This window comes from Nonomuraea sp. GTA35 (assembly GCF_041950525.1).
Taxonomy (GTDB): Bacteria; Actinomycetota; Actinomycetes; order Streptosporangiales; family Streptosporangiaceae; genus Nonomuraea.
Window position 1 is genome coordinate 663,947 of record NZ_JBGNUV010000001.1, and the last position, 22,396, is coordinate 686,342.

Sequence of the window (22,396 nt, forward strand, 5' to 3'; positions counted from 1 at the left end):
TCTTATCTCGGGTAGGCGGTCCACACGATGAAACCGCCCCGATGTCCCTTTTGTCGTTGAAGTATCACAGTGTACCTGTTGCTTGCCGTTGTAATACTTCCATCCGCATGGGCGACCCAGCCGAGGGAGTTGTTCACCCCAAAGGCCCCATGAATGGGGAGTTGCGGGTCAGAACCTCTGAGCCAGTTTTGGATCCTTCGGGCATTTCCAGAGAGGGCGTAAGTTACTACAGACTGTGCCGTCTGGGCGTCGATGAAAACCCCGTTCACCCCTTTTTCCTCAGCCATCTGCCTCGCTTGGTCCTCGCTCACGTTGACGTGCTCGTCAAGCGTATGCGCCAAACCTGGGAACTCAGCCCCTTCATCAGCGAGTTCGCCGCAGTTGTGCACGAGGATCGGCATGGATCCCGCCACCACGTAGTACGTGTGGATGTCGGCGACGGTCAGGTTGTGGACGCGGGCCTGGGCGGTTCGGGACTCGACGGCCGTGACTTGCACGTACGTGCCGGCGGAGGTGCGCAGGAGATGGCCGGGACGCAGGTCCTTGGCGTCGCGCCAGGACTTTTCGCTCTCCACCCAGAAGGGGTGGCCGTCGGTGGCGATGAGGTCGGCGGTGGCCTTCCCGGCGGTGCCGTCGGTGTCCACGGTGATGGTGACGAGGTTCTTCGAGCCTTCGCCGACGATGGTGGCCAGGATCTCCTTGGCCTCGGTGCGGCCGGTTCGCGGGTCGGTGGCCAGGACCTTGTCGCCGGGCTTCAACTGGTCGATGCGTTTACGGGAGCCGTCCGCGAGTAACACCTCGGTTTCCGGGGTGAAGCTGTTGGACAGGCGACAGGAACCACCTGTGGACTTGGGGTTCTTGCCGCGTTTCGCCGCGCGGGCGATCACGCCGTCCAGGGCGGCGATCTTCTTGTTGATGTCGTCGATCTTCTCGTCGAGCTGTTCGATGGCCCGCCGGGCCGCCTTGACCGCACCTTGGACCTTCTTGTAGATCCGGATCCCCATCCGGACCCTGGTGGAGAGTTTCCAGATCAGGCCGCCGATCCTCTTGGCCGGCACGAATTCGAGAATCAGGCTGACGCATTTGCTCACGCTGCCGCTGAAGCAGCCCTTGATGTCCTCTATCTTGAGGAAATCCTTGATGAAGCCGATGCCGGCGGCTTTCAAGGCTTCGAGCACCGCGTTCCGCTTGGCGGTCTGCTGGTGCTGCTGGCGCTCGTTCTCCGCTGAGTTGCGTGCGTTGTTCAGGCTCTTCTTGGCGCTGTCCCCGTCACATGGGCCTTCGCACTCATCGCTGCCGTATTGGTCGGGCCGGCAGGGCGGCGCGAGGGACTTGGTGCAGCCGATGCCGGTGCAGCAGGGTTCCATGCCGGTGGGGTCGGCGAGGGTCACGGGGTTGTTGTTGGCGTAGTTGTAGCCGTTCATCTGCTGGGAGTCGCCCATGCTGATCATGGGGTCGACGGAGATGAAGCGGCCCGTGTCCGGGTCGTAGCTGCGCGCGCCGAGCGTGGTCAGGTCCGTGGAGGTGTCGGTGATGCCGCCGACGAATCCGCGCTCATGCTCCTGCGGCCAGGTGCCCTGGCTGCCGCGCAGCTTGCCGAAGGGGGTGTGGCGGCGCTGGCTGAGCGCGCCGGTCTCGGCGTTGATGGCCAGTTCGCCGGTGCCGTGGTGGTCGCCGAGCACGTAGGTGACGCCGGTGGCGGTGCGCATGGCGTTGCCGATGAAGCGGCGGGCCGTGGGGCTGGTGGCGTTCTTGGCCAGGTGGACTTCCAGGCCCGGCAGGTACAGGGTGGTGCCGTCCTTGTCGCGGCGGATGAGACGCTCGCCGTCGGCGGTGTGGAGGAAGCGGGTCTCGCCCTTCTTGTCATCGTTGACCTTGACGAGTTCGCCTTCGGCGTCCCAGGTCAGGGTCTGGTTGTTGTCCTGGGTCCGGCGTTCGGTGGTGTTGCCCGACGCGTCGTAGGCGTAGGAGGCACCTCCGGAGACCGTGGTGAGGCGGTGGGCCTTGGCCGGGTCGTAGGCGTAGGTGCGCTCGGACCGCTGGGCGCCGCCCGCCGGCCCTTCGCCGTAGAGGGTCTCGCCGCGGCGGTTGCCGGTGTCGTCGTAGGTGTAGGTGGCCCGGTAGGGGGCGGGGCCGCCGATGGTGGTGTTCGCGCCGGTCTCGGCGCAGTCCGCGGCGTCGTTCTGGGTCCAGGCCTCCGACAGGCGGGACAACTCGTCGTAGCGGAAGCACTGGTTGTCGACGCCGTCCCGGGAGCTGTCCTTGACCTGCTTGATGTTCCCGGCGGGCTGATAACTGTACTCGGTGCTGCGGTCCGTGCCCGGCATGCCGAAGTGCCAGGTGGTGGCCTTGGCCAGGCGGCCGGTGCCGAACTCGTAGTCGAAGGTCTGGTCGATCTGCTTGCCGTCGCCGCCGGACTGCATCCGCAGGCCGATGACCCTGCCGGTCTTGGTGTAGTCGGTGCCGATGAGGTACGTCGACAGCTGCGACTTGGTGGAGACCAGGCGGCCGAGGTCGTCGTAGGTGTAGGCGACGTTCTCCGCGGGCAGGCCGCCGACGGCGGGGCTGCTGGTCGCGGCGACGCTGCCGTCGAGGTTGTAACTGGTGTCGAAGACGTAGCCGCCCGGGGGTGCCAAGGCGCCCTCACCGGCCGGCAGGATCACCCTGGCGCGCTGGGGACGGTCCAGGTTGTCGTACGCCTCCACCTGCGTGGTGTAGCGGTCGTTTCCGACGATGCGGGTGGAACTGGTCAGCTGGCCCTTGCGGACGGTGTCGTACACCCACTCGGCGATCTTGGTGCCGGGTGACGCGTTCGTGGCGTCGTACTTGGCGACCGTGCGGTCGAGCCCGTCGTACTCGATGCCGATCTTGTGGCCGCGGGCGTCGGTGGTGAGCACGGGCCGGTCGAGGTTGTCGTAGGCGACCTTCTCGACGCCACGGTCGGGGTCGCTGGTCTGCACCTTACGGCCGAGCAGGTCGTAGGCGTAGGACCAGACCTGGTTGCCCGGGCCGGTCACCGATTCCTGCTGGCCGCGGTGGTTGTAGGCGAACGTCGTGACGACCGGCCCGGCGGCGCCGTGCTGGTGCACCTCGCGGGTACGGCCGTGCACGTCGGTGTAGGTGGTGACCGGGGTGCCGCCCGCCGGCGGGATGACCTTGGTCCAGTCGCCGCCGTACTCGTAGCGGGTCTTGGACAGCTCGTTGACGTCGCCGTCGCTGTTGCCGGACAGCAGCCGTTCCTCGACCAGCCGGCCGAGGCCGTCGTAGGTGTTCCACTCCTGGCTCTCCACCGCGCCCACGACCGCCGCGCCGAACCGCTTGGGCTCCGGATCGCCATTGGCGTAGTAGGGCGCGAAGGTGTAGTGGACCTGCCCGGCCCCGTTGTAGACGGTGTCGGAGATGATCCGGCCCTTGGTGCCGCCGCTCTTGCCGGGGGCCTGCGACTGCCGCGGGCGTAGCCAGCCGTCGAACAGCGTGTAGGAGTTCTGCTGGCCGCCGTCGCCGGTCAAAGTCTTGGCGCCCACGGCCACGATCGCGCCGGGGCTGATCAGGTACTGGTACTCGTTGTCGGGGACCTGGCTCGTCGTGCGGCCGGGTCCCCAGACCTTCGAGGTACGGCCCAGCGCGTCCCGCTGCGCGATGGTCGTCTTCTCGCCGGGCGCGGTCTCCCGGATCGCCAGGCCCCAGGCCGGATCGAGCACCCGGGTCGTGCTCATGGCCGAGTCCGGGTCGGCGGCCCGGGCCCGCGGCGTGGTCGAGGTCACCTCGGTGGTGACGCCGTGCGGTTCGATGTAGTCGGTGGAGGTGACCTGCCCGGCGGCGTCGGTGATGTCCTTGGTACGGCCCAGCTCGTCGTAGCTCGACCGGGCCATCACCTGGTAGGAGGTGATCGCGGTTCCGGAGGCCGCGTTGGCCCGCTCGGTCCTGGTCACCTGGCCGTGCGCGGGCGCCGCCTTGAACGCCTTGTCGTCGTAGTAGGTACGGACGTCGGCGATCAGGTCCTTGGCCAGATCGGGGGTGGCGGCACACCGGCGGGCCACCGTGCTCACCCGGGCCGGCAGCCGCAGCACCCGCGCCCCGTCGGCGCTCTGTTCGATCGTGGTGCATTCCTCGTCGCCGGAGACGCCGACCTCGCCCTCGTCGTCGGTGGTCAGCGCCGCGCCGGTGGTGAGGTCGAACTCGGTCACCGTGGAACGGGTCTGCTGCCACGAAAGGCCGACCAGGCCGAAGGTACGGCTCGTCCTGGTGCCGGTGAGGTTGGCGGTCATCGTGCCCCAGGGGCGGGACTTCGCGGCCGTCTGGTGGTGCCACGGAGTGGTCACCGACTTGCTCACCGGCACGCCCTGGTACTTGTCGTAGGTGACCGTGCGCAGCGTCATGCCCTGCAACGACTCGTGGTCGGAATGGGTACCGCCCTCGCCGTCCTCGACGGAGACGGACTTGGTGCCGCCGGAGACCGACGCCCGGTCGCCGTGCATGCCCTGGAAGTACCAGTAGTCGGTCTGGGACGGCGTGCCGCCGCTGGCCCCGCCGGTCGCGCCGCCGATCACGCGGACCTTGTCGAAGCCGCGCCAGTTCGACCACGTCTTGAACTTCTCCGGCGTGATGCCGTCGTCGTCGGCGTAGTGCCAGGCGGGCCTGCCGATGGAGTAGTCGTAGCGGGTCACCATGTCCGAGCCGCCGCCGGTCAGGTCGGTCTGGATCAACGCCCGTACGACGTACTTGTGGAACCAGTCCAGGCTCGGGTCGGCACCGCCGTTGGAGTTCTGCCAGAACGTGGGGAAGCAGAGCCGCCGGTTGCTCGCCGGTTGGGGCAGGTCGGAGGGGGAGCAGTCCATCCCCGAGTAGGTGACGTCGAGCTTGCCGCCGGTCTCGTTCTGGATCGCGGCGACCCGCTCCTTGATGAACGGGCCGACGTCGTCGCCGAGCTTGTCCACCCGGTTGGCCAGTTGCTGGTAGACGAAGCTGACCGGTGGCATGGTGATCGGCGCGGGGCCGGCGTGCCCGGTGTGGACGATGTCGGTGAGTTTGAGCTGCCGGTCCACGTCGGCGATGCCCCACAGGTGCTTGAACTCCCACGAATCCACCGCGCGGTGGCCGTTGCCCGCCGCGTTGACGACCTTGGTGGTGATCTTCGTCAGGCGCTTGCGGGTCCAGAAGCTCGGCGTCGCCGTGCCCTTGCCGTCCTTGCACTCGGTGCCCTCGTCGCAGTTCATGTCCCAGGGCACGTCCGGCCAGCGGGCCGGATGGGCGGAGATGTCGGCGCATTCGGCCGCGGCGAGCAGGCAGCGTTCGGCGTTGGTGAACTCGACCCGCGCCGGCGGTGTCGCCGGGAACAGGTTGCCCTCACGCAGGCCGTACTCGATGGCGGTCAGGTAGCCGCCGCGGACGTAGGAGGTGTCGTCGGCGGCGCGCAGGTTGCGGGCGTAGTGGTTCTTCTCCTTGGCATAGTGCAAGGTCACCGCGTTGCCGTGGGTGTCCTCGATGTAGTCGAGGTTCCACCGCCACGTCTGACGGCACCAGGAGTCCTTGAAGGCGTCCTTGTGGCACGGCTCACCGCTGTTGTTGCCGAAGACGGGCACGTCCCAGGCCGAGTTGGTCTGCGGTTTGCCGGAGGTCCAGCCCGGCAGGCGGTTCTTGCCGAAGAAGTACCGGGTGCCGTCCGGGGTGGTCACCCGCCAGTACTCGTTGTCGTCGTCGCCGTTGCCGGTGTCGGCGTCGGTGCCCCGGATGCGCTGGACGCGCGTGCCGTTGTCCCTGGCCAGGACCCAGCTGTCGGCGCCGGTCGGGATGAGCTCGCCGCCCGATCCGCCCAGGGAGAGCGTGGCGTTGTCGTACGCCCAGCACTGGTCCATCGGCTCGACCTGGTAGGTGGGGTCCTTCGGCACGCCGTCGTCCTTGCAGGACTTGTACTTGCGCTCGATGAACCCGGGCGACAGCTCGAAGCCGTCGCCGAGCCACGACGCCTGGTTGTTGCTGCTCGCGGTACGGCCGTCGATGGCGGCCGAGGAGTAGTTGACCGCCAGGTTCGGCACCAGCCCGCCCGGCACCGGCGGCACCCGGAACGGGTAGGACCAGGTGAAATCACCCGTCTGAGGGCTGACCTGCCAGGTCGCCGACGGCGAGAGCGAGGTGACCCCGAAGTCGCCCTTGTCGCCCGACGCCGCGGACGTCACCGCCAGCACCATCGGCTCGGCGCCGAGCTCCACGTCGGCGCTGAGCGTCTTGGCCGCGGTGTCGTTGCGGCCCTTCAGGGGTACGGCTTGCCGGCACTCGGCCTTGTCCGGGCTGGTCAGGGCGCACGCGGGCAGGGCCGCCAGGCGCGCGCGGGAGCCGAAGCCGCCTCCGTAGGCTTCGGCGAAGGGGGCGTAGTCCACCTTCATCGTGACCTTGCCGGCTGGTCCGGTCGTGCGCGCCGCGGTGTAGACGGGGCCGCCGACACCCGCGCGTCGCGAGGTGGCGCGGTCGTGGGTCTGGATGCGTACCCGGCCGGTGACGGACGTGCCGGCGGGCGTGCCGGCGGGCGCGGCCGTCACCGGTCCGGCCTTGCGCGCCGTCACGGCGGTGGCCGCGAGGTCGATCTCGACCGTGCCCGGCTGCGGCCAGGCCGCCACCGGGTCGGGCGCCTTCGGTTCGGTGATCCGCGGCTTCACCGCGGCGGGCTTGCCGGGCACGATGCGTTCCCGGTCCACGGGCTGGGGCCGGTCCCGCAGGGACGCGGCGGTCGCCGGCAGGACGTTCGCGGGTACCACCATCAGCCCGAGCGTCAGTGTCAGCGCGAGAGCGGCCTGCGACAGCCGGGACGAGCAAGCGTGACGGCGGCGTGCGGCATGGACGCGCATGCCGTACCTCCAAGGGGGAGAAAGGGGGGAGAGCGGAAGCGGGAAGGGGGCGGGATCGCCGCGACGGCGCGGCGATCCCGCGGCAGGGTCAATCAGGGGTGTTGTCGTTGAGCGCGTCTTCGGAGACGACCGACATCTCCGACCACAGGGACAGCAGGTCGATCAGGCTTTCGTCCGCGGGGCCGCGCAGCAGCCACAGGTCATCGACGTGACCCGCCCAGTTGAGCCCCGCTCCGCCGCGGCCGAGCTGCGCCGAGGTGATGGGGCCGGACAGGGTGACGTCGTGCCGGTAGGACTTGACCTCCGCCTCCGGAGCCGCTTCGAGGGTGCCGTTCACCCAGAACTCCAGGCTCTTCTCCCGTGCGTTGTAGACGATCGCCAGGTGGTCCCAGTCGCCGAACCCGGTGTGGAAGGCGGGATGTTCGACCGTGATGCCGCCCGGAAGCTCCACGACATAGCGGCCTATCTCTCCCATGTCCGGATCGCCCCGGGTGGGATCGAATTTCACTGTCAGGGCGTTGCCGCTCGCCATGGGCAGGCTCAGCACGGTCATCGCCTTTTGTGCCTGGCCGCTGGTCTCCACCCAGGCGGAGAGCGTGAAGCTCTCTCTCGGGTCCAGGACCGCCGACTCGATGGCGGCGTAGTCCCCCGCCTTGCCCGGCAGGTGCAGGGAACCGGGCACGGAGCTGTTGCTCATGGGGGTCTTGGCCATGAAACGGGCGCCGCCGTACAACTTCACCGGGGTTCTGACCGCCTCGCCGCTGTCGGCGGGAGACTGGTTCAGGTGCCACTTGTGCGTGACCGTCAGCATCTCCTTCGACAGCGCCGCCGCTTCCTCGACGCTCACGACCCGGTCATAGACGCGGACGTCGTCGATCTTCCCGGGGAAGTGGTCGAGCTGCTGGGCGCCCCACAGGACCCGGCCGATCGTCAGCGGGCCGTTGGCCGCCCAGGCGCCGGTGTAGTCCATCTCGGTGCCGGGCCGGCCGTTGACGTAGAGGCGTACCTTCCTGGCGACCGAATCGAAGACCCCCATCAGGTGCGTCCACTCGCCGGGCCTGGCCTGTTGCGCCGACCACGCGCTGGAGGAGGAGGCCGACGTCGAGTCGGCGTTCGTCCGCCAGAACACCCACTTGCGCGAAGGCGCGTCGTAACGCAGGCAGAAGCCCGACACATTCGCGCCGTCCTGGGCCAGCACCGTGGCGTACGACGCGGGCAGCGTGTCCGGCAACTTCGCCCACGCCGTCACCGTGAAGCTCTTCGTCGTGTCCAGCACCGCCGCGTCGGTGCGGGCGAACGCGTTGGTACCGTTGCCGGCCATCGCGGTGCCGCGGGATCCGGCCACGCCGAGCTGCGGCGTGCCCGAGGTACGGGCCGGGTAGCGGCCTCCGGCCTCCGCCAGCGTGGTGGCGCCCGCGGGGTCGTTGAGCCTCCAGTGGGCCTTCGGCGCGCGGCCCGGAGCGACCCGGAACCGGTAGACGGCCGACCCCTTGGAATAGTTGCCCGCCTGGTCCTTGACGCGTACGTAGAGGCTGTTGCTGCCGACGACCTTGGGCAGGAGCTGCAGTGTCTCGGTGGCGCTGCCCGCGGTCCGTTTGCGGAACTGCGTGGGTTCCTCGTTCACCGCGAAAGCCCATTCGGTCACCGACGGGTCGAAGGCGGCGATGAACCTGCCGTAACGGCCCATGCCGTCCTGCGGCACCTGCGCCGGATCCAGCGGATCCTCCGCGACGTAGCCCTCCGGCCCCGGTGAGGTGATCACCGGCAGCGGCGGAGCCTTGGTGTCGAAGACGAAGTAACAGGCGGTCGCCGCCCCGTTCGAGCTCCATGGCCCCTTGCCCTTGCGGCTGTCCTGGGCGCGGACCTGCCAGTTGATGACCGTGTTCTCCGGCAGCAGCCCGCGCGGAACGTGCGCCATGAAGCTGTTGCCCGTCTTACCCGACTTGGCGCTCTTCGGCGGCGTGAGGTGCCGCCATTCCCGGCTCTGGCCGGCCGCGTTCTTCCACGACACCAGGAACTCCGCCCGTACCTTGTCGGCGGTGCGGTTGTAGGTGTCGGGGTCGCGCAGGTTCTTGGCGATCAGCTTCGGCGTGGACCAGTTGAACACCGACGGGTCGCCCGGCCCCTTGCACGGGCCGCCCGGCTCCATCTCGAGCTGGCTCATCTTCGGCTGCAGCGGCGGCCGGTTGTAGTGCACGCGCAGGTAGGCGCGCGACTCGAACCGCTTCCAGGCCAGCTGGTCGCCCTCATCGGCGGCGCGCAGGCCGAACGTGGTGTCACGCCAGCCCTTCCGCGCCGCCTCCCTGACCCCCGAGGTCACGTTGAACAGCACGTCCCCGGCCGGGCAGGACTTGTTGGCGCACCCCGACCAGCCCTTCGCCACGTTGCGGCTGTCCAGCTTGCGCAACCAGTTGTCGGCGGTGGAGTTCCAGGTGGAGTTCTTGCCGAACGCCTTGGCCAGATGAATGTTCACCGGCCGCTTGCTGCCCGAGGCCGCCCACACCTCCCGCACGTGGAACTCGGCCGACAGCACCTGCTTGCCGGCCAGCCACCCGGTCGGGATGCGGTAGAACAGCCGCTTCTTGTGCGGGGAGCCGCAACTCTTGCCGCTGGAGGGCAGCCCGATCGGGCAACGGCCCATGCCCTGGTCCTTGGTGAACTTGTAGATCTCGAACCCGCTGCTGGCCACCATGAGGTTCGCCGAACTCATCGGCGTGCGATACATCGGGTCGATGTACACCGGGAACGTCGTGTCGGCCGCGGTCAGCATGGCCGGATCCGGGGTCAGCGTGAGCTGCCCTCCCGACAGCTCGGCCCCGATCGTGGAGATCTTCGACGCGTCTCCGGGCGCGGCGTCCGTGGCCTGGGTGGCCGGCGGGTCCACCGGGCCGTCCTCACCCACCGGTCCCGCGCCCGCCCCGGCCGCCGGTGCCGAATCCCACATGATCGGTGCGGGCGCCTCGAAGATGACCGCGCCGTTGTCCGGATCGACCGCCTCCTGCGTGCCGTCCGCGCTCGTGCTCACCGTCAGCGTCGGCGCGGACAGGGCGAGGGTCAGCCTCGCCAGCCGGGGGTCCTGAGCCGCGGCGGCGCTCTTCACCACCAGGGTGTGGGAGAAGCCGTCCGGGGTGGCCTTCACGCGCAGGTCCACGTCCGGGCCCAGCACCCCGGCGTAAACGGCGGTGTCGGCCTCCAAGGTCGGCGTGGGCAGCGCGCTCGGCCAGGTCAGCGACATCGTGTGGCCGGAACGGGTGAGCGTGGCCATCGGCGCCGTCCCGCCGGGCGACAGCCTGAGGTCCACCAGCGAGGTGTACGGCCGGACCGCCCCGTCCGTGACCCGGAGGGCGTTGTAGAGGGGGACCCAGGTGTCCCCCTGCTTCATCCGGATCGGGGTGAGCCGGTCGTTGACGTACATGGTGCCCTCGGGGGTGGCGTACACGTCCCGGGCCTCACCCCGCTCGGCCAGGACCTCCACCAGCTGCCCCGTGGCCGCGGCGGCCGCCAGCGCGTCGGCCTCGGTCTGCTGCGGATCGGTGGAGACGGTCCACTTCTGTTCCGTCAGCGACACGTTGTCCAGGAATGCCGTCAGCGCGCCCTTGCCGCCGAACTGGAACGTGAGCGCCCCTGCGCTGGTGTCCGCGGTGGAGTCGAAGGTGTAGGTGAAACGCTGCGGCTGATCCGACAACTCCACGTCCGTGGCGAAGATCTCCGGGCAGGTCTCGCTCTCCTCGCAGAGCACCGCCCGGATCGTCACGTCGGTCGCGGCGTGGGCGTCGAAGGACAGCGTGTACGTCTTCTTCGCCTGCAGGACCCGCCCGCCCTGGCGTACGTGTGCCTGCCCCGGTTCGGTGGTCCCGTCGCCCACGACGACCTTCAGCACGCCGTTCTCGACCGACGGCGTGGCCGGACCGGCCACCTGCCAAGACGAGGTGTCGGTCGTGAACTCCCCGTTGACCAGCAACTTCTTGCTGAACGAACCCCGCCCGTAGAAGGCGACCTTCTGATGGGTCCAGCCTTCCGCGACAGCGCGCGCCTTCTCCGCCTCGCCCACGACGTACCGGTGGGAGGGGCCCTTGATCAGCTGATGGACCGGAAGCAGTCCGTCCCCGCCTGCCGCCTGCGCATAGAACCGGACGCCTTCGTCCACGTAGCCCTGCGCGACGGCCTGATCGCGCTCGGCCAGGTCAAGGGTGAAAACGCGATCGCCGCCCGCCTTGCGCAGACCGGATACCGGCAGCAGGCCCGTCACCGCCTCGCGGGAAACGTGCAGAACCTGACCCTCAGGGGTGTAGCCCCATTTCGTCACGGCGCTGTCGTATTCCGTCTCCCAGGTGGTGAACAGCGTATGGTCGCCGCCGGTGGTGCCCCGTAATCGGAACAACGGTTTGACCATCCACGCGGTGGCGGCGTCCACCGCTTCGGCGTCCGCCTTCGGCGGCATCCACATCGTGACGACCAGGCTTCCCACGGCCAGCGACGCCGCGGCCAGGACAGCCATCCACCTTCGTAACCCCATGCGTGCTCCCCAGGTCCACGATCGAGACCGCTTTCGCGTGGCATTTCGTTCGCCTCAGCATTGATCACGTCCCGACCCGTGGGTAGACCGCCGCCCTCGCTTGGGAAAACCTGGGAAACCGTCGGCTCCGGCACCGGCTGGTCCGCGGCCAGAGCACCTCACCGCTCAGAGATCATCCGCCACGTCGTCAGTTCTGGTAGCCCCTCGCCACCCGCGGAAGGATTGACGACCATGACCGACACCAGAGCGCCAGGCGGCGACGAGGCCGCGTTCATCGCGGCGGCCCGCTCGAATGACGCGGCACCGTTCGCGCTCATCACGGAGCGCTACCGGCGTGAGCTGCAGGTGCACTGCTACCGGATGCTCGCCAACTACGAGGACGCCCAGGACATGACGCAGGAGACGTTCCTGCGGGCGTGGAACAGGCGGGAGTCGTTCAAGGGCCACGCCGCGCTGCGGACCTGGTTGTACCGGATCGCGACGAACGCGTGCCAGGACTTCCTGCAGAAGCGCAACGACCGCACACCCGTGCCCGCCGAGCTGCCGGACCCGCGACTACGAAGCACGCCCCGACCACTCCGAAGCCATGATCCACATCGCCATGATCGACCTCATGACCCGCCGCCTCACCGGCGAGAACACCCCCACCTGGCGCGGCACCTGAATCTGGAATCAGACAGGACTAAACGCCCACTGATGGCGTCGAGCAGTCGGTGAAGCTGGAGGAGCTGGGTCGAGTAGAGCCTGGAGGTGGGCTCATCCGCTCCAGTCGTGCGGGGCAGCGGGATAACGACCAGGCGTTCCAGGCCAATCGCGGGTTCTGCGTCGGGGCGAAAATCTTCGATGAAGACTGCAGCTCGGCGAGCCGCGACCCGCCCTCATGAGGATGATCGGCCATGTTGTCACGTACGCTGCGACGTAGTCCCCGTGAAGTGCTCGCGATGCCGTCGATTAATGGGCGCAGGTGTACGACTCGTGTCACGTATTGCTTTGTTAGCCATTCCGTTGGCGGTCGCCGCTGTCGTTGGTGTGCTGGCGGCTGCGCTCAACGAATTCCGTTGGACGTTCGGGCACATCCTCCTGTCTGCGGTTTCCCTCTTTGCTGCTTATTTGATATGCAAGGACGAAGCGCAGCGGCGGGACAGTGCGCGAAGGGAAAAACTGCTCATAGCGAAGGCTGCGAAATGGATCAATAATCCGGCCGAGGCCAGACGAGCGCGCGAGCGCACCAAGCGCGTACTCGAAGAGCGGCGCCGCGAACAGGAGATGCGGGAGAGGCCTGACGTGGTCGAGGCGAAGGTTCTTATCCTGGCTACTGTGGAGGGCGGATCTGATCGCGCTGGCGGAAATGTATGTCAATTCCGGCCAGCCTCGCCTCGTTCAATGCGGCCTCGAATGGTTGCGTGAGCACGGCTATGCGGTGGAAATAAAGGAGACCTATTGGAACCGTCACGGCTGGGGCGAAGGCCTGTCGAATTAATCAAGGCGGTGGTGGCGGGGTAATCTAGCTCGTTCCTTCTTCTCGCGATCGACTCTGACAGCGACACCGCATGGGCCGCCCCGGCTGCAACTCGGACGGTCTCCAGATCGAGATCGCCGGACGCGCCGGCCAGTGCATGGCCCAGCGGGCCGACGAGTGCAGCGAGGACCTGCTTGACCTCATCGTCTTGGGCCAGGCGGTCACCGGACTCGTCTACCTGAACCTGACCGGTGACGTCCCAAGGATTGCCGACGGTCGGGCAGCGCTGCTTGCTCGAGCCTTCCCTTGCGGTGTTCACGCAGGTGACGGTGGCGGTGCTCAGGCATTCGAGCGTCTCCATGACCGCGGACCTCTACACCGCGGTCCTTCCTGAGGTGGCGAGGGCGGCGGCCGAGGCCGGCGCCGCTTTGGTGCCCCGCAAGGTGCGCGTGGGTGAGATGCAAGGTGACGATCCTGTCCGGGACTCGCGGTCTCCCTTCGGTCTCCCCACCTAGCACGCGAGCCATCCGGTTTCGCCGGATTGCCCGAAAAGCCGCAGCTCATGCGGGCAGGCCGCAGGAAATCGGGCGCTCCCGTCCACGAACCGGGAAGCCGTCGTCTCCTGCGGCCCACAACGGGTGAATCCGCAGCTCAAGTCACTGGTCGATGGCGTCCTCGACCTTCCGCCAGTCCACGAACTTGAAGTTGGTCACCTCACGGTCACCATCCCCCGGCGCGTCGGCCCCGTCGTGCACGACCAGCAGCCCCTCGGGATACGCACCCCCCAGCGAAGCGCTGGTGACCATCGCCCCGTCGCTGACCTCCGCCCCGTCCGCCCGTGCCCCGGGCCCGACGCGGAACTGGGCGACGTGGTCGTTGTCGTCGCGGTCGTAGACGGCGAACGTGTCGTCGCCCTGGCTGGAGGCCAGCAGGTAGCCGTCGTCGCCGTCCTCGTAGATCGTCAGGCCTTCGGCGTCGGCCGACAGGTGGGAGCCGCCGAAGCCGCGGTCCTGGCCCGGCACGCACTCCTCCGTGGCCGGGTCGTAGGTGTCCTGCCGGCCGTACTCCCTGACCTTGTCCATCAGCACGGGACGGCCGGTCAGGTCGGCGCGCAGGCGCCAGATGCCGACGTCCTCCTGGGCCGCGTACAGGGTGCCGCGGTCCACGACCATGCCCTCGACCTGGGGCAGCTCGCCGGGCTCGCCGCAGGGGACCCAGGTGGTGCCGTCGGGCAGGGGGAAGGTGGCGGGCAGGTCGAGGGTGCGGACGCGGTGGTAGGTGACCTTGCCGCCGGGGGCGGCGGCGAGCTGGAGCAGGCCGATCGTGGTCTGGTGGCGGCGGCTGACGACGACGCGGGTGCCGCTGACGGCCAGCCCGTACGCGGTCCGCGCCTCGTCCACCTCCTCCTGGGTGGCGTTGAAGACGAACGGCACCGCGGGGTCGGTGATGTCGGTGAGCGGTGGCCGGCCCGCGGCGGCCGCGGCCGGGTCGATGGCGTAGACGCGGAGCTGGTCGCGGCCCCGGTCCGAGGCGACCGCGAGGTCCACCCTGGCGCCGGTGGACAGGCGGAAGCCGCGGACGAGGTCGACGTTGTTCAGCCGTCCGGGCTCGTGCTCCGGGCCGGGCGGCGGCTGCGCCGGCAGGTGCTGGAGCTGGGCGCCCGAGAGGGAGTAGGCGTACAGGCCGCCCTCCTTGGCGGTGGTGATCACGATGCTCCTGCCCGGGCGGGTGGGGTGCACCCAGATCGCCGGGTCGTCTCCGTTGGCGAAGCCGCCCGCCTCGTCGTCGTACAGCGGGGGCGTCTCCGCGGCCGCCGTGACGACGGCGGGCTCGGCGGCCGCCGGCGCGAGAGGGGTGACAAGCAGGAGGACCGTGGATAAGAAAGCACGCACAGGCATCTCCTCACGATCATCGATCACCGTGAACGCGGAGTGAACGTACCTCGCATAAGTCAGCATGTCTATACAAACAGATGACATTGATGTAGAACCAGGGCGAGCCCGTTGGTCTTGGAGGTGTCCTGTGAGACGTACCCCGATCGTGCTGGCCCTGCTGGGCGCGCTTGCCGTCACCGGCTGCTCCGCTTCCGGAGCAGGGGGGCAGCAGAGCGCCGCCCCGCCGGCGTCCTCAGCGGCCCCCCAGGGAAGCGGTGCCGGCTTCGCCGTCATCACCCACGGAGCCCCGGGCGACTCCTTCTGGGACGTGGTCAAGAACGGAGCGGAGGCCGCGGGCAAGCAGTACGGGGCGCGGGTCACCTACCAGGGAGACGGCGACCCGGCCAAGCAGTCGCAGCTCATCGACCAGGCCGTCTCCGAGAAGGTGGACGGCATCGTGGTGTCGATGGCCAACCCCGACGCGCTGAAGGAGGCCATCGGCAAGGCCGTCGCCGCGAAGATCCCCGTCGTGACGATCAACTCGGGGGCCGAGTCGTCCAAGGAGTTCGGCGCGATCACGCACGTCGGCCAGTCCGAGGACGTGGCCGGGCGCGGGGCGGGCGAGCAGCTCAAGGCGGCCGGCGTCACCAAGCTGCTGTGCGTCATCCACGAGGCCGGCAACGTCGGGCTTGACCAGCGCTGCAAGGGCGCCGAGGAGACGCTGGGCGGCACGGTCGAGCGGCTGCAGGTGGACGTGAGCAACCTGGCCGACGTCACCTCCAAGGTCACCGCCAAGCTCCAGTCCGACCAGCAGGTCAACGGCGTGCTCTCGCTCAACCCGGCCATCGCGATCGCCGCCAGGGACGCCATCAAGGACGCGGGCTCGCAGGCGAAGCTGGCCACGTTCGACCTGTCGGCCGACGTGGTGACGGCGATCAACGACGGCGAGGTCCTGTTCGCGGTGGACCAGCAGCAGTACCTCCAGGGCTATCTGCCGATCACGTTCCTCAACCTCTACAAGGCGAACCTGAACACCGTCGGCGGCGGCCTGCCGGTCAACACCGGGCCCGGCTTCGTGACCAAGGACAACGCCTCCCAGGTGGCCAAGCTGGCGGAGGCGGGCACCCGATGACGGTGACGGCCGACGAGCGGGTCGCCCACGTCGGGCCGGCCCGCCGCCTGCTCATCCGGCCCGAGCTCGGCGCGGTGGTCGGGCTCGTGGTGGTGTTCACCTTCTTCGCCGCGCAGTCGCCGGTGTTCCGCTCGCCGGACGGCATCGCCAACTGGCTCGACCCGGCGGCCACGCTCGGCATCATGGCGGTCGCGGTCGCGCTGCTGATGATCGGCGGCGAGTTCGACCTGTCGGCCGGGGTGCTGACGGGGACGAGCGGGCTGATCCTCGTCACGCTGGCCACCCGGTTCGGGTTCAACGTGTGGCTGGCCATGCTGGTGGGCCTGGTCGTGGCGCTGGCCGTCGGGCTCGCCAACGGGCTCGTCGTCACGCGGACCCGGCTGCCCAGCTTCATCGTGACGCTGGGCACGTTCCTGATGCTGCAGGGCGTCAACCTGGGCGTGACGAAGGCGATCACCGGGACGGTGCAGGTCAGCGGGCTGCGGCGGGCCGAGGGGTTCGAGCCGGCGAACGCGATCTTCGCCGGCACCGTCGAGATCGGCGGCACCTCGTTCCGGGTGGCGATCCTGTGGTGGATCGTGGTGACCGCGGTGGCCACGTGGGTGCTCATGCGCTCCAAGGTCGGCAACTGGATCTTCGCGGTGGGCGGCAACGAGCAGGCCGCCCGCGCGGTGGGCGTGCCCGCCGCCCGGACGAAGATCGCGCTGTTCATGACCACCGCGTTCGCCGCCTGGCTGGTCGGCTCGATCCTGGCGCTGCGGTACACCTCCGTGCAGGCCAACATCGGCATCGGCCAGGAGTTCATCTACATCATCGCCGCCGTCATCGGCGGCTGCCTGCTCACCGGCGGGTACGGCTCCGCCATCGGGGCCGCCATCGGCGCGGTCATCTTCGGGATGGCCGACAAGGGCATCGTGTTCCTGGGCTGGGACGCCGACTGGTTCAAGTTCTTCCTGGGCGGCATGCTGCTGCTCGCGACGCTGGCCAACCGCCTGGTGCGGCGGTACGCCGAGGAGGTGAAGCATTGATCCTGGAGACCAGGGGGATCGGCAAGACGTTCGGCTCGGTGCTGGCGCTGCGCGAGGTGTCGATGGGCGTGGCGGCCGGGCAGGTCACCTGCGTGCTCGGCGACAACGGCGCGGGCAAGTCCACGCTCATCAAGATCCTCGCGGGCGTGCACCGGCACGATACGGGCGCCTACCTCGTGGACGGCCAGGAGGTGAGCTTCGCCAGCCCCCGCGACGCGCTCGACCGCGGCATCGCCACCGTCTACCAGGACCTGGCGATGATCCCGCTCATGTCGGTCTGGCGGAACTTCTTCCTCGGCTCCGAGCCGCGCAAGGGGCTCGCGTTCGACGTGACCAAGGCCCGGCGGGTGGCCCGCGAGGAGCTGCGCGCCATGGGCATCGACATCCGCGACGTGGACCAGCCGGTCGGCACGCTGTCCGGCGGCGAGCGGCAGTCGGTGGCCATCGCCAGGGCCGTGTACTTCGGCGCCCGCGTCCTCATCCTCGACGAGCCCACCTCGGCGCTCGGCGTCAAGCAGGCGGGCGTGGTGCTGCGCTACATCGCCCGCGCCCGCGACCGGGGGCTCGGCGTCGTCTTCATCACCCACAACCCGCACCACGCCTACCCGGTGGGGGACCGGTTCCTGCTGCTCAACCGGGGCACGAGCATCGGCGAGTACGGCAAGGGCGAGATCACCGCGCAGGAGCTGACCGCGCTCATGGCGGGCGGGGCGGAGCTGGAGGAGCTGGCCCACGAGCTGGGACGCGAGTGAGCTTGGCCGACTCTTGACGCGTCGTGGTGGTCGCCGGGAGGGACGGGCAGGTACGAACACCTCGGGACCAGCAGCCTCAGGGGATCGCCATGACCACGATGATGAGCAGGAACGTCGTACTGGAGCCGGCGGCGCAGCAGTTCGCCGACGCGAACGCCAAGCCTCCGTTCATCTACGAGCTGCCGCCCGAGCAGGGCAGAGAGGTGCTGGAGAAGCTCCAGTCCGATCCGAGCGTGCCCAAACCGGAGATCGACGAGGAGTGGATCCAGGTGCAGGGCGGCCCGACCGGCGTCATCCCGGTGCGGATTGTCAAGCCGAAGGGCGCCACGGGCACGCTCCCGGTGATCTTCTACATCCACGGCGCCGGCTGGGTGTTCGGCTCCGCCCACACCCACGACCGCCTCGTCCGCGAGCTCGCCGTACGCTGCGGCGCCGCCGTGGTCTTCCCCGAGTACGACCGCGCGCCGGAGGCGAAGTACCCCACCCAGATCGAGCAGAACTACGCCGCCGCCCAGTGGGTGATGGAGCACGGCGCGGAGAAGGGCCTCGAGCCGTCGCGGATGGCGGTGTGCGGCGACTCGGTCGGCGGCAACATGTCGATCGTGCTGGCCATGATGGCCAAGGAGCGCGGCGACGTGCGGCTGCTCGGCCAGGCGCTGTTCTACCCGGTCACCGACGCGAGCTTCGACACCGGGTCGTACAAGCAGTTCGCCACCGGCTACTACCTCAACCGCGACGGCATGAAGTGGTTCTGGGACCAGTACACCACCGACCCCGCCCAGCGGGCCGAGCCGCACGCCTCGCCGCTGCGCGCCAAGGACGAGGACCTGCGCGGCCTGCCGCCCGCGCTCGTGCTGAACGGCGAGGCGGACGTGCTGCGCGACGAGGGCGAGGCGTTCGCGGCGCGGCTGCGCGAGGTGGGCAACGACGTGACCGCGGTACGGCTGGCCGGGATGGTGCACGACTTCGCCATGGTCGACCTGCTGCGCGACACGAACGCCAACCGGACGGCCATGGAGCTGGCCGCGGGCGCGCTGCGGCGGTGGCTGGGCACGGAATCCACCAAGTAAGGGCGTCCGGCGTGGAGCTGTGGCCGGGCAGACCCCCGGGGCCGTTATTACCCGGCTGCCCGAACCGGGCGGGCCGCCCGGCGACCGACCCCCGGGCGGCCCGCACAGGTCAAGGGGGCCGGACAGGGCGGCACGCACAGGCACGGCGCCACCCGCCCGCCGTAGGGTGCGGCCAGATTCCGCCCCCCTCCGTAGGAGCACCATGACGGCCATCGACTCACCAACCCTGCCGATCGGCGCGGCGTTCGACCGCATGCCGTTCACGCGCAGGCACGTGCTCATCGCGCTCGCGCTGTTCGTCGCGTTCGTCATCGAGTCGTGGGAACAGCTCGCCCTCGTGTACGTCTCCGGCGATCTCGCCGCGAAGCTGGGCATCGACGAGGCGGGCGTCGGGCTCGTGCTGTCGGCGGTGGCGTTCGGCATGATCCCCGGGGTGCTGGTGTGGGGGCCGGTGGCCGACAGGATCGGGCGCCGGCCGACGGCGTTCTGGTCGCTGCTGGCGTACGGGGTGATCGCGCTGGCCTCGGCGTTCGCGCCGAACGCGGAGGTGCTGGTGGCGCTGCGGGTGGCCTCGGGGCTGGCGCTGGCCGGCGTGTACACGATCACGTTCCCGTTCTTCCTGGAGCTGCTGCCGACCCGGCATCGCGGCCGGGCGGCGGTGTACCTGTCGATCGGGTGGCCGATCGGCATGCTGGCCGCGATCGGCGCGTCGACGGCGCTGGGCGGGCTCGGCTGGCACGTGGTGGTGGTCGCCAGCGCGGTGGCGGGGCTGTGGGCGTTCGCGATCAGGGCGTGGGTGCCGGAGTCGCCGTACTGGCTGGCCGCGCGCGGCCGGCAGGAGGAGGCGCGGGCGGTGCTGCGCACGCTGGGCAGCCCCGACGCCGAGGCGACGTTCACGGTGGCCGCCCACCGGGTGGGGCGCCCGCTGGACCTGTTCCGCGGCGGGCTGGCGCGCATCACGCTGGTGATGCTGGCGCTGAACTTCGTCTTCAACTGGGGTTACTGGGGGCTGCAGACGTGGCTGCCCACGCTGCTGCAGGAGCGCGGCCTGACGCTGTCGGCCTCGCTCGGGTTCGCCGCGCTGAGCGCGCTGATGATGATCCCCGGCTACGTGAGCGCGTCGCTGCTGACCGGCCGGTTCGGCCGCAAGCGGGTCTTCCTGGTGTACGTGGTGGCGGCGGCGCTCGGCGGGCTCTGGTTCGCCACCGCCGGGTCCTCCTTCGGCCTGTACGCGGGCAACTTCGTGCTGTCGTTCTTCAGCATGGGCGCGTGGGGCGTCTGGAACACCTGGAACGGCGAGTTCTACCCGACCGCCCTGCGCGGCACCGGCTACTCGTGGGCCACGGCGGCCCAGCTCGTGGCGACCACGGTGGCGCCGTCGGCGGTGGGCGCGCTGCTCGCGAACGCCACCGGGTTCACCGCGACGATGCTGGTCATCAACGCGTTCATGGTGGCGACCGCGCTGCTGGCCGTGCCGTTGCCGGAGACGGAAGGGCGCGAGCTGGAGTGATCCTCGGCGTCGCCCTCGGGGAGGCCGCGCCCACGGTGGTGGCCGTCGGCGACGGCGCCGCGACCTGGCCCGTGGCCCGTGGCGCGGCGCGTAACGCGTCGCGCGCGTGCGTGGCGGTGGACCTGGGCGGGGTGCCCACGGCGCCGGTGGCGGCGATCCGGGTGGGCGGCCCGTGCCCCGAGGCGCTGGGGCCCGCCGTCGGGTCGGGGGCCGCCACGATCGTGCGGGGCGGCCACAGCGTGACGGGGCGTCCGCTGGCTCCGCTGGACACCGAGGCGGTGCGGCGGTTCGCGGCCACGTGCGGGCTGGTGGACTTCGCCGTGACGGCCACGGGGTCGCCGATGCTGGCCGATCACGAGCTGGAGGTGGCGGCGATCGTGGCGGCCGAGGTGCCGCAGGCGCGGATCACGTTGTCGTACGAGTTCGGGTATCCGGGGTTGCGGGAGCGGGAGGCGGACGCGATCCGCAACGCGGCGCTCGGGCCCGAGGCGGGGCGGATCGCGGACGAGGTGGCGCGGGAGCTGCCGGGGGTGCCCGCGTACTTCGCGAGGTCGGGAGGCGGGCTGGTGTCGGCGCACTACTTCCGGCGCTTTCCGCTGACCTGTGATCGGGGGGCGGCGGCGAGCCTGGCCCGGGGACGGGCGGCGCTCTCCCGGGGCGATGGACGGGTGGAGGTCTTGGACGGGGGAACGGCTTCGGGCGGTGGGACGGCTTCGGGCGGGGCGCAGGCTCCGGATCGGGCGGGGAGCACGGCTGGAGCGCAGGTTCCGGATCGGGTGGGGACCGCGGCGGGGGTGGAGATTCCGGATGGGGTGGCGACCGCGTACGGGGCGGCGCTCGGGCGGCCGGAGGCGCACGTGGAGCGGATCGTGCAGGCCAGGGGGCGGGCGGAGCTGGACCGGGTGCTGCGGGACGCCAGGGACGAGGCGCTCACCCGGGTGGTCAGCGCGGGAGCGGCGCCGGGCTCGGCCGGGATCGACGAGGTCACGGTGAATCCGCTGTCGTACCTGCCCGACGGCCTCTACCGGGTGCGGGTGACGGCGGGCGGGCGGCCGTGGGCCGGCTGATCGACCTCGACGGGCTCGGCCGGTTCTCGGCGGGGTCGCGGCTGTTCGCGACCGGTGCGGCGCAGTCGTCGTACAACCTGGCCTACGACTGGGCCGCGTCGGTGGTCGGGCCGGGCGTCGAGCTGGTGGCGGCCGGTGAGCTGGCACCGGGCACGCTGTGCGTGGTGGTCAGCCTGGTGGGCTCGACGACGGCGCTGGGCGAGCAGTTGCCGGCCGGGGACGAGCCGGAGCGGGCCGTGCGGGCGCTGGAGCGCAGGCTGGGGGAGCGGGCCGGGGCGGTGGTGGCGCTGAACCTGGCCGCCGAGAACGCGCTGATCCCGCTGATCGCGGCGGCCGGGCTGGGGCTGCCGCTGGTGGACGGCGACGGTACGGGGCGGGTGTTCCCGCTGGTGGAGCAGACCACGTACACGCTGGGCGGGATGAGCGCGGCACCGCTGGCGCTGGCGGGCGGGTCGGGGGAGCTGGTGCTGCTGGAGACGGCGGCCGATCGGGTGGAGGAGCTGCTGCGCCCGGTGGTGCTGGCGGTCGGGGGGTGGGCGGTGGCGGCGTGCTATCCGATGGCGGCGGGGGATCTGGCGCGGGTGCTGGTGCCGGGCACGGTGAGCCTGCTCATGCGGGCGGGCGAGCCCGGGGCGCCGCGGTCGGCGGCGGCGCCGTACGGGGTGCGGACGTTGTGCAGGGGGCGGATCCAGGCGGTGGAGGGCAGCACGGGGCACGGGGGCGAGCTGCCGCTGCCGTCGCTGCCGTCGAGCATCGTGCTGCGGGAGTCGGAGGGGCTGCGGCGGCTGGTACGGCTGGAGGCGCACAACGAGATCCTGCTGGCCCTGGCGGACGGGGCGGTGGTGGCGACGGTGCCGGACCAGATCTGCATGATCTCGACGGCGGACGGGATGGTCGTGGACGTGGACAAGGCCGAGCCCGGCCTGGAGGTGGACATCATGGTGGTCAAGGCCGCGCCGGTGTGGCACACGGACCGTGGCCTCGCGCTGGGCGGGCCGCGCGCGTTCGGGATCGCGCTGTGAGCGGCCTCCCGCGGCCGGGGGCTCGCGGTGAGCGGTTGCCTGAGTGCCGGGTGCGGGACCGCCGGACGGGGGGTTCGCGATGAGCGTGGTGCGGAGCCACCGAATGACGGGTTCGCGATGAGTG

13 protein-coding genes are annotated in these 22,396 nt (G+C 70.1%); 9 read left to right on the forward strand and 4 right to left on the reverse strand.

The window, feature by feature from the left end; genetic code table 11:
- Positions 1-2 precede the first annotated feature (2 nt).
- Both ACBJ32_RS02970 and ACBJ32_RS02975 read right to left on the reverse strand, forming a co-directional pair.
- Complete coding sequence (locus ACBJ32_RS02970; RefSeq protein ID WP_375125288.1) at positions 3-6,755, reverse strand: polymorphic toxin-type HINT domain-containing protein; 6,753 nt, start codon at positions 6,753-6,755, stop codon at positions 3-5.
- Between the two features lie 175 nt (positions 6,756-6,930).
- Positions 6,931-11,340 (reverse strand): LamG-like jellyroll fold domain-containing protein, encoded by a 4,410-nt coding sequence (locus ACBJ32_RS02975; protein WP_375125289.1) that lies wholly within the window; start codon positions 11,338-11,340, stop codon positions 6,931-6,933.
- Positions 11,341-11,589: 249 nt separating this feature from the next.
- Here ACBJ32_RS02975 and ACBJ32_RS02980 point away from each other — a divergent pair, with 249 nt between their 5' ends.
- Together ACBJ32_RS02980 and ACBJ32_RS02985 are read left to right on the forward strand one after the other, a co-directional pair.
- Positions 11,590-12,075, forward strand: coding sequence for a sigma-70 family RNA polymerase sigma factor (locus tag ACBJ32_RS02980; RefSeq protein ID WP_375125290.1), 486 nt, complete (start codon positions 11,590-11,592; stop codon positions 12,073-12,075).
- 258 nt (positions 12,076-12,333) lie between these two features.
- Complete coding sequence (locus ACBJ32_RS02985; RefSeq protein WP_375125291.1) at positions 12,334-12,765, forward strand: hypothetical protein; 432 nt, start codon at positions 12,334-12,336, stop codon at positions 12,763-12,765.
- On the opposite strand, the gene ACBJ32_RS02990 is transcribed toward ACBJ32_RS02985, so the two are convergent.
- Both ACBJ32_RS02990 and ACBJ32_RS02995 read right to left on the reverse strand, forming a co-directional pair.
- Positions 12,714-13,178 (reverse strand): hypothetical protein, encoded by a 465-nt coding sequence (locus tag ACBJ32_RS02990; protein ID WP_375125292.1) that lies wholly within the window; start codon positions 13,176-13,178, stop codon positions 12,714-12,716. The genes ACBJ32_RS02985 and ACBJ32_RS02990 overlap by 52 nt on opposite strands.
- Positions 13,179-13,473: 295 nt before the next feature.
- Positions 13,474-14,715: a phytase gene (locus ACBJ32_RS02995; protein WP_375125293.1), complete on the reverse strand. Its 1,242-nt coding sequence runs from the start codon at positions 14,713-14,715 to the stop codon at positions 13,474-13,476.
- A gap of 124 nt (positions 14,716-14,839) precedes the next feature.
- Here ACBJ32_RS02995 and ACBJ32_RS03000 point away from each other — a divergent pair, with 124 nt between their 5' ends.
- The 7 genes from ACBJ32_RS03000 (at position 14,840) to ACBJ32_RS03030 (ending at position 22,272) form a co-directional block, all read left to right on the forward strand.
- The gene (locus ACBJ32_RS03000; protein WP_375125294.1) at positions 14,840-15,823 is read left to right on the forward strand and encodes a sugar ABC transporter substrate-binding protein; all 984 of its coding nucleotides are present in this window, start codon (positions 14,840-14,842) and stop codon (positions 15,821-15,823) included.
- The gene (locus ACBJ32_RS03005) at positions 15,820-16,851 is read left to right on the forward strand and encodes an ABC transporter permease (protein ID WP_357889306.1); all 1,032 of its coding nucleotides are present in this window, start codon (positions 15,820-15,822) and stop codon (positions 16,849-16,851) included. The genes ACBJ32_RS03000 and ACBJ32_RS03005 overlap by 4 nt, the downstream gene beginning before the upstream one ends.
- Complete coding sequence (locus tag ACBJ32_RS03010; RefSeq protein WP_375125295.1) at positions 16,848-17,603, forward strand: ATP-binding cassette domain-containing protein; 756 nt, start codon at positions 16,848-16,850, stop codon at positions 17,601-17,603. Before ACBJ32_RS03005 ends, ACBJ32_RS03010 begins: the two co-directional genes overlap by 4 nt.
- A 98-nt stretch (positions 17,604-17,701) precedes the next feature.
- Complete coding sequence (locus ACBJ32_RS03015) at positions 17,702-18,673, forward strand: alpha/beta hydrolase (RefSeq protein ID WP_375125961.1); 972 nt, start codon at positions 17,702-17,704, stop codon at positions 18,671-18,673.
- 202 nt (positions 18,674-18,875) lie between these two features.
- The gene (locus ACBJ32_RS03020; protein ID WP_375125296.1) at positions 18,876-20,183 is read left to right on the forward strand and encodes an MFS transporter; all 1,308 of its coding nucleotides are present in this window, start codon (positions 18,876-18,878) and stop codon (positions 20,181-20,183) included.
- Complete coding sequence (locus ACBJ32_RS03025; RefSeq protein WP_375125297.1) at positions 20,180-21,250, forward strand: hypothetical protein; 1,071 nt, start codon at positions 20,180-20,182, stop codon at positions 21,248-21,250. The genes ACBJ32_RS03020 and ACBJ32_RS03025 overlap by 4 nt, the downstream gene beginning before the upstream one ends.
- Positions 21,238-22,272, forward strand: coding sequence for a DUF917 domain-containing protein (locus tag ACBJ32_RS03030; RefSeq protein WP_375125298.1), 1,035 nt, complete (start codon positions 21,238-21,240; stop codon positions 22,270-22,272). The genes ACBJ32_RS03025 and ACBJ32_RS03030 overlap by 13 nt, the downstream gene beginning before the upstream one ends.
- Positions 22,273-22,396 lie beyond the last annotated feature (124 nt).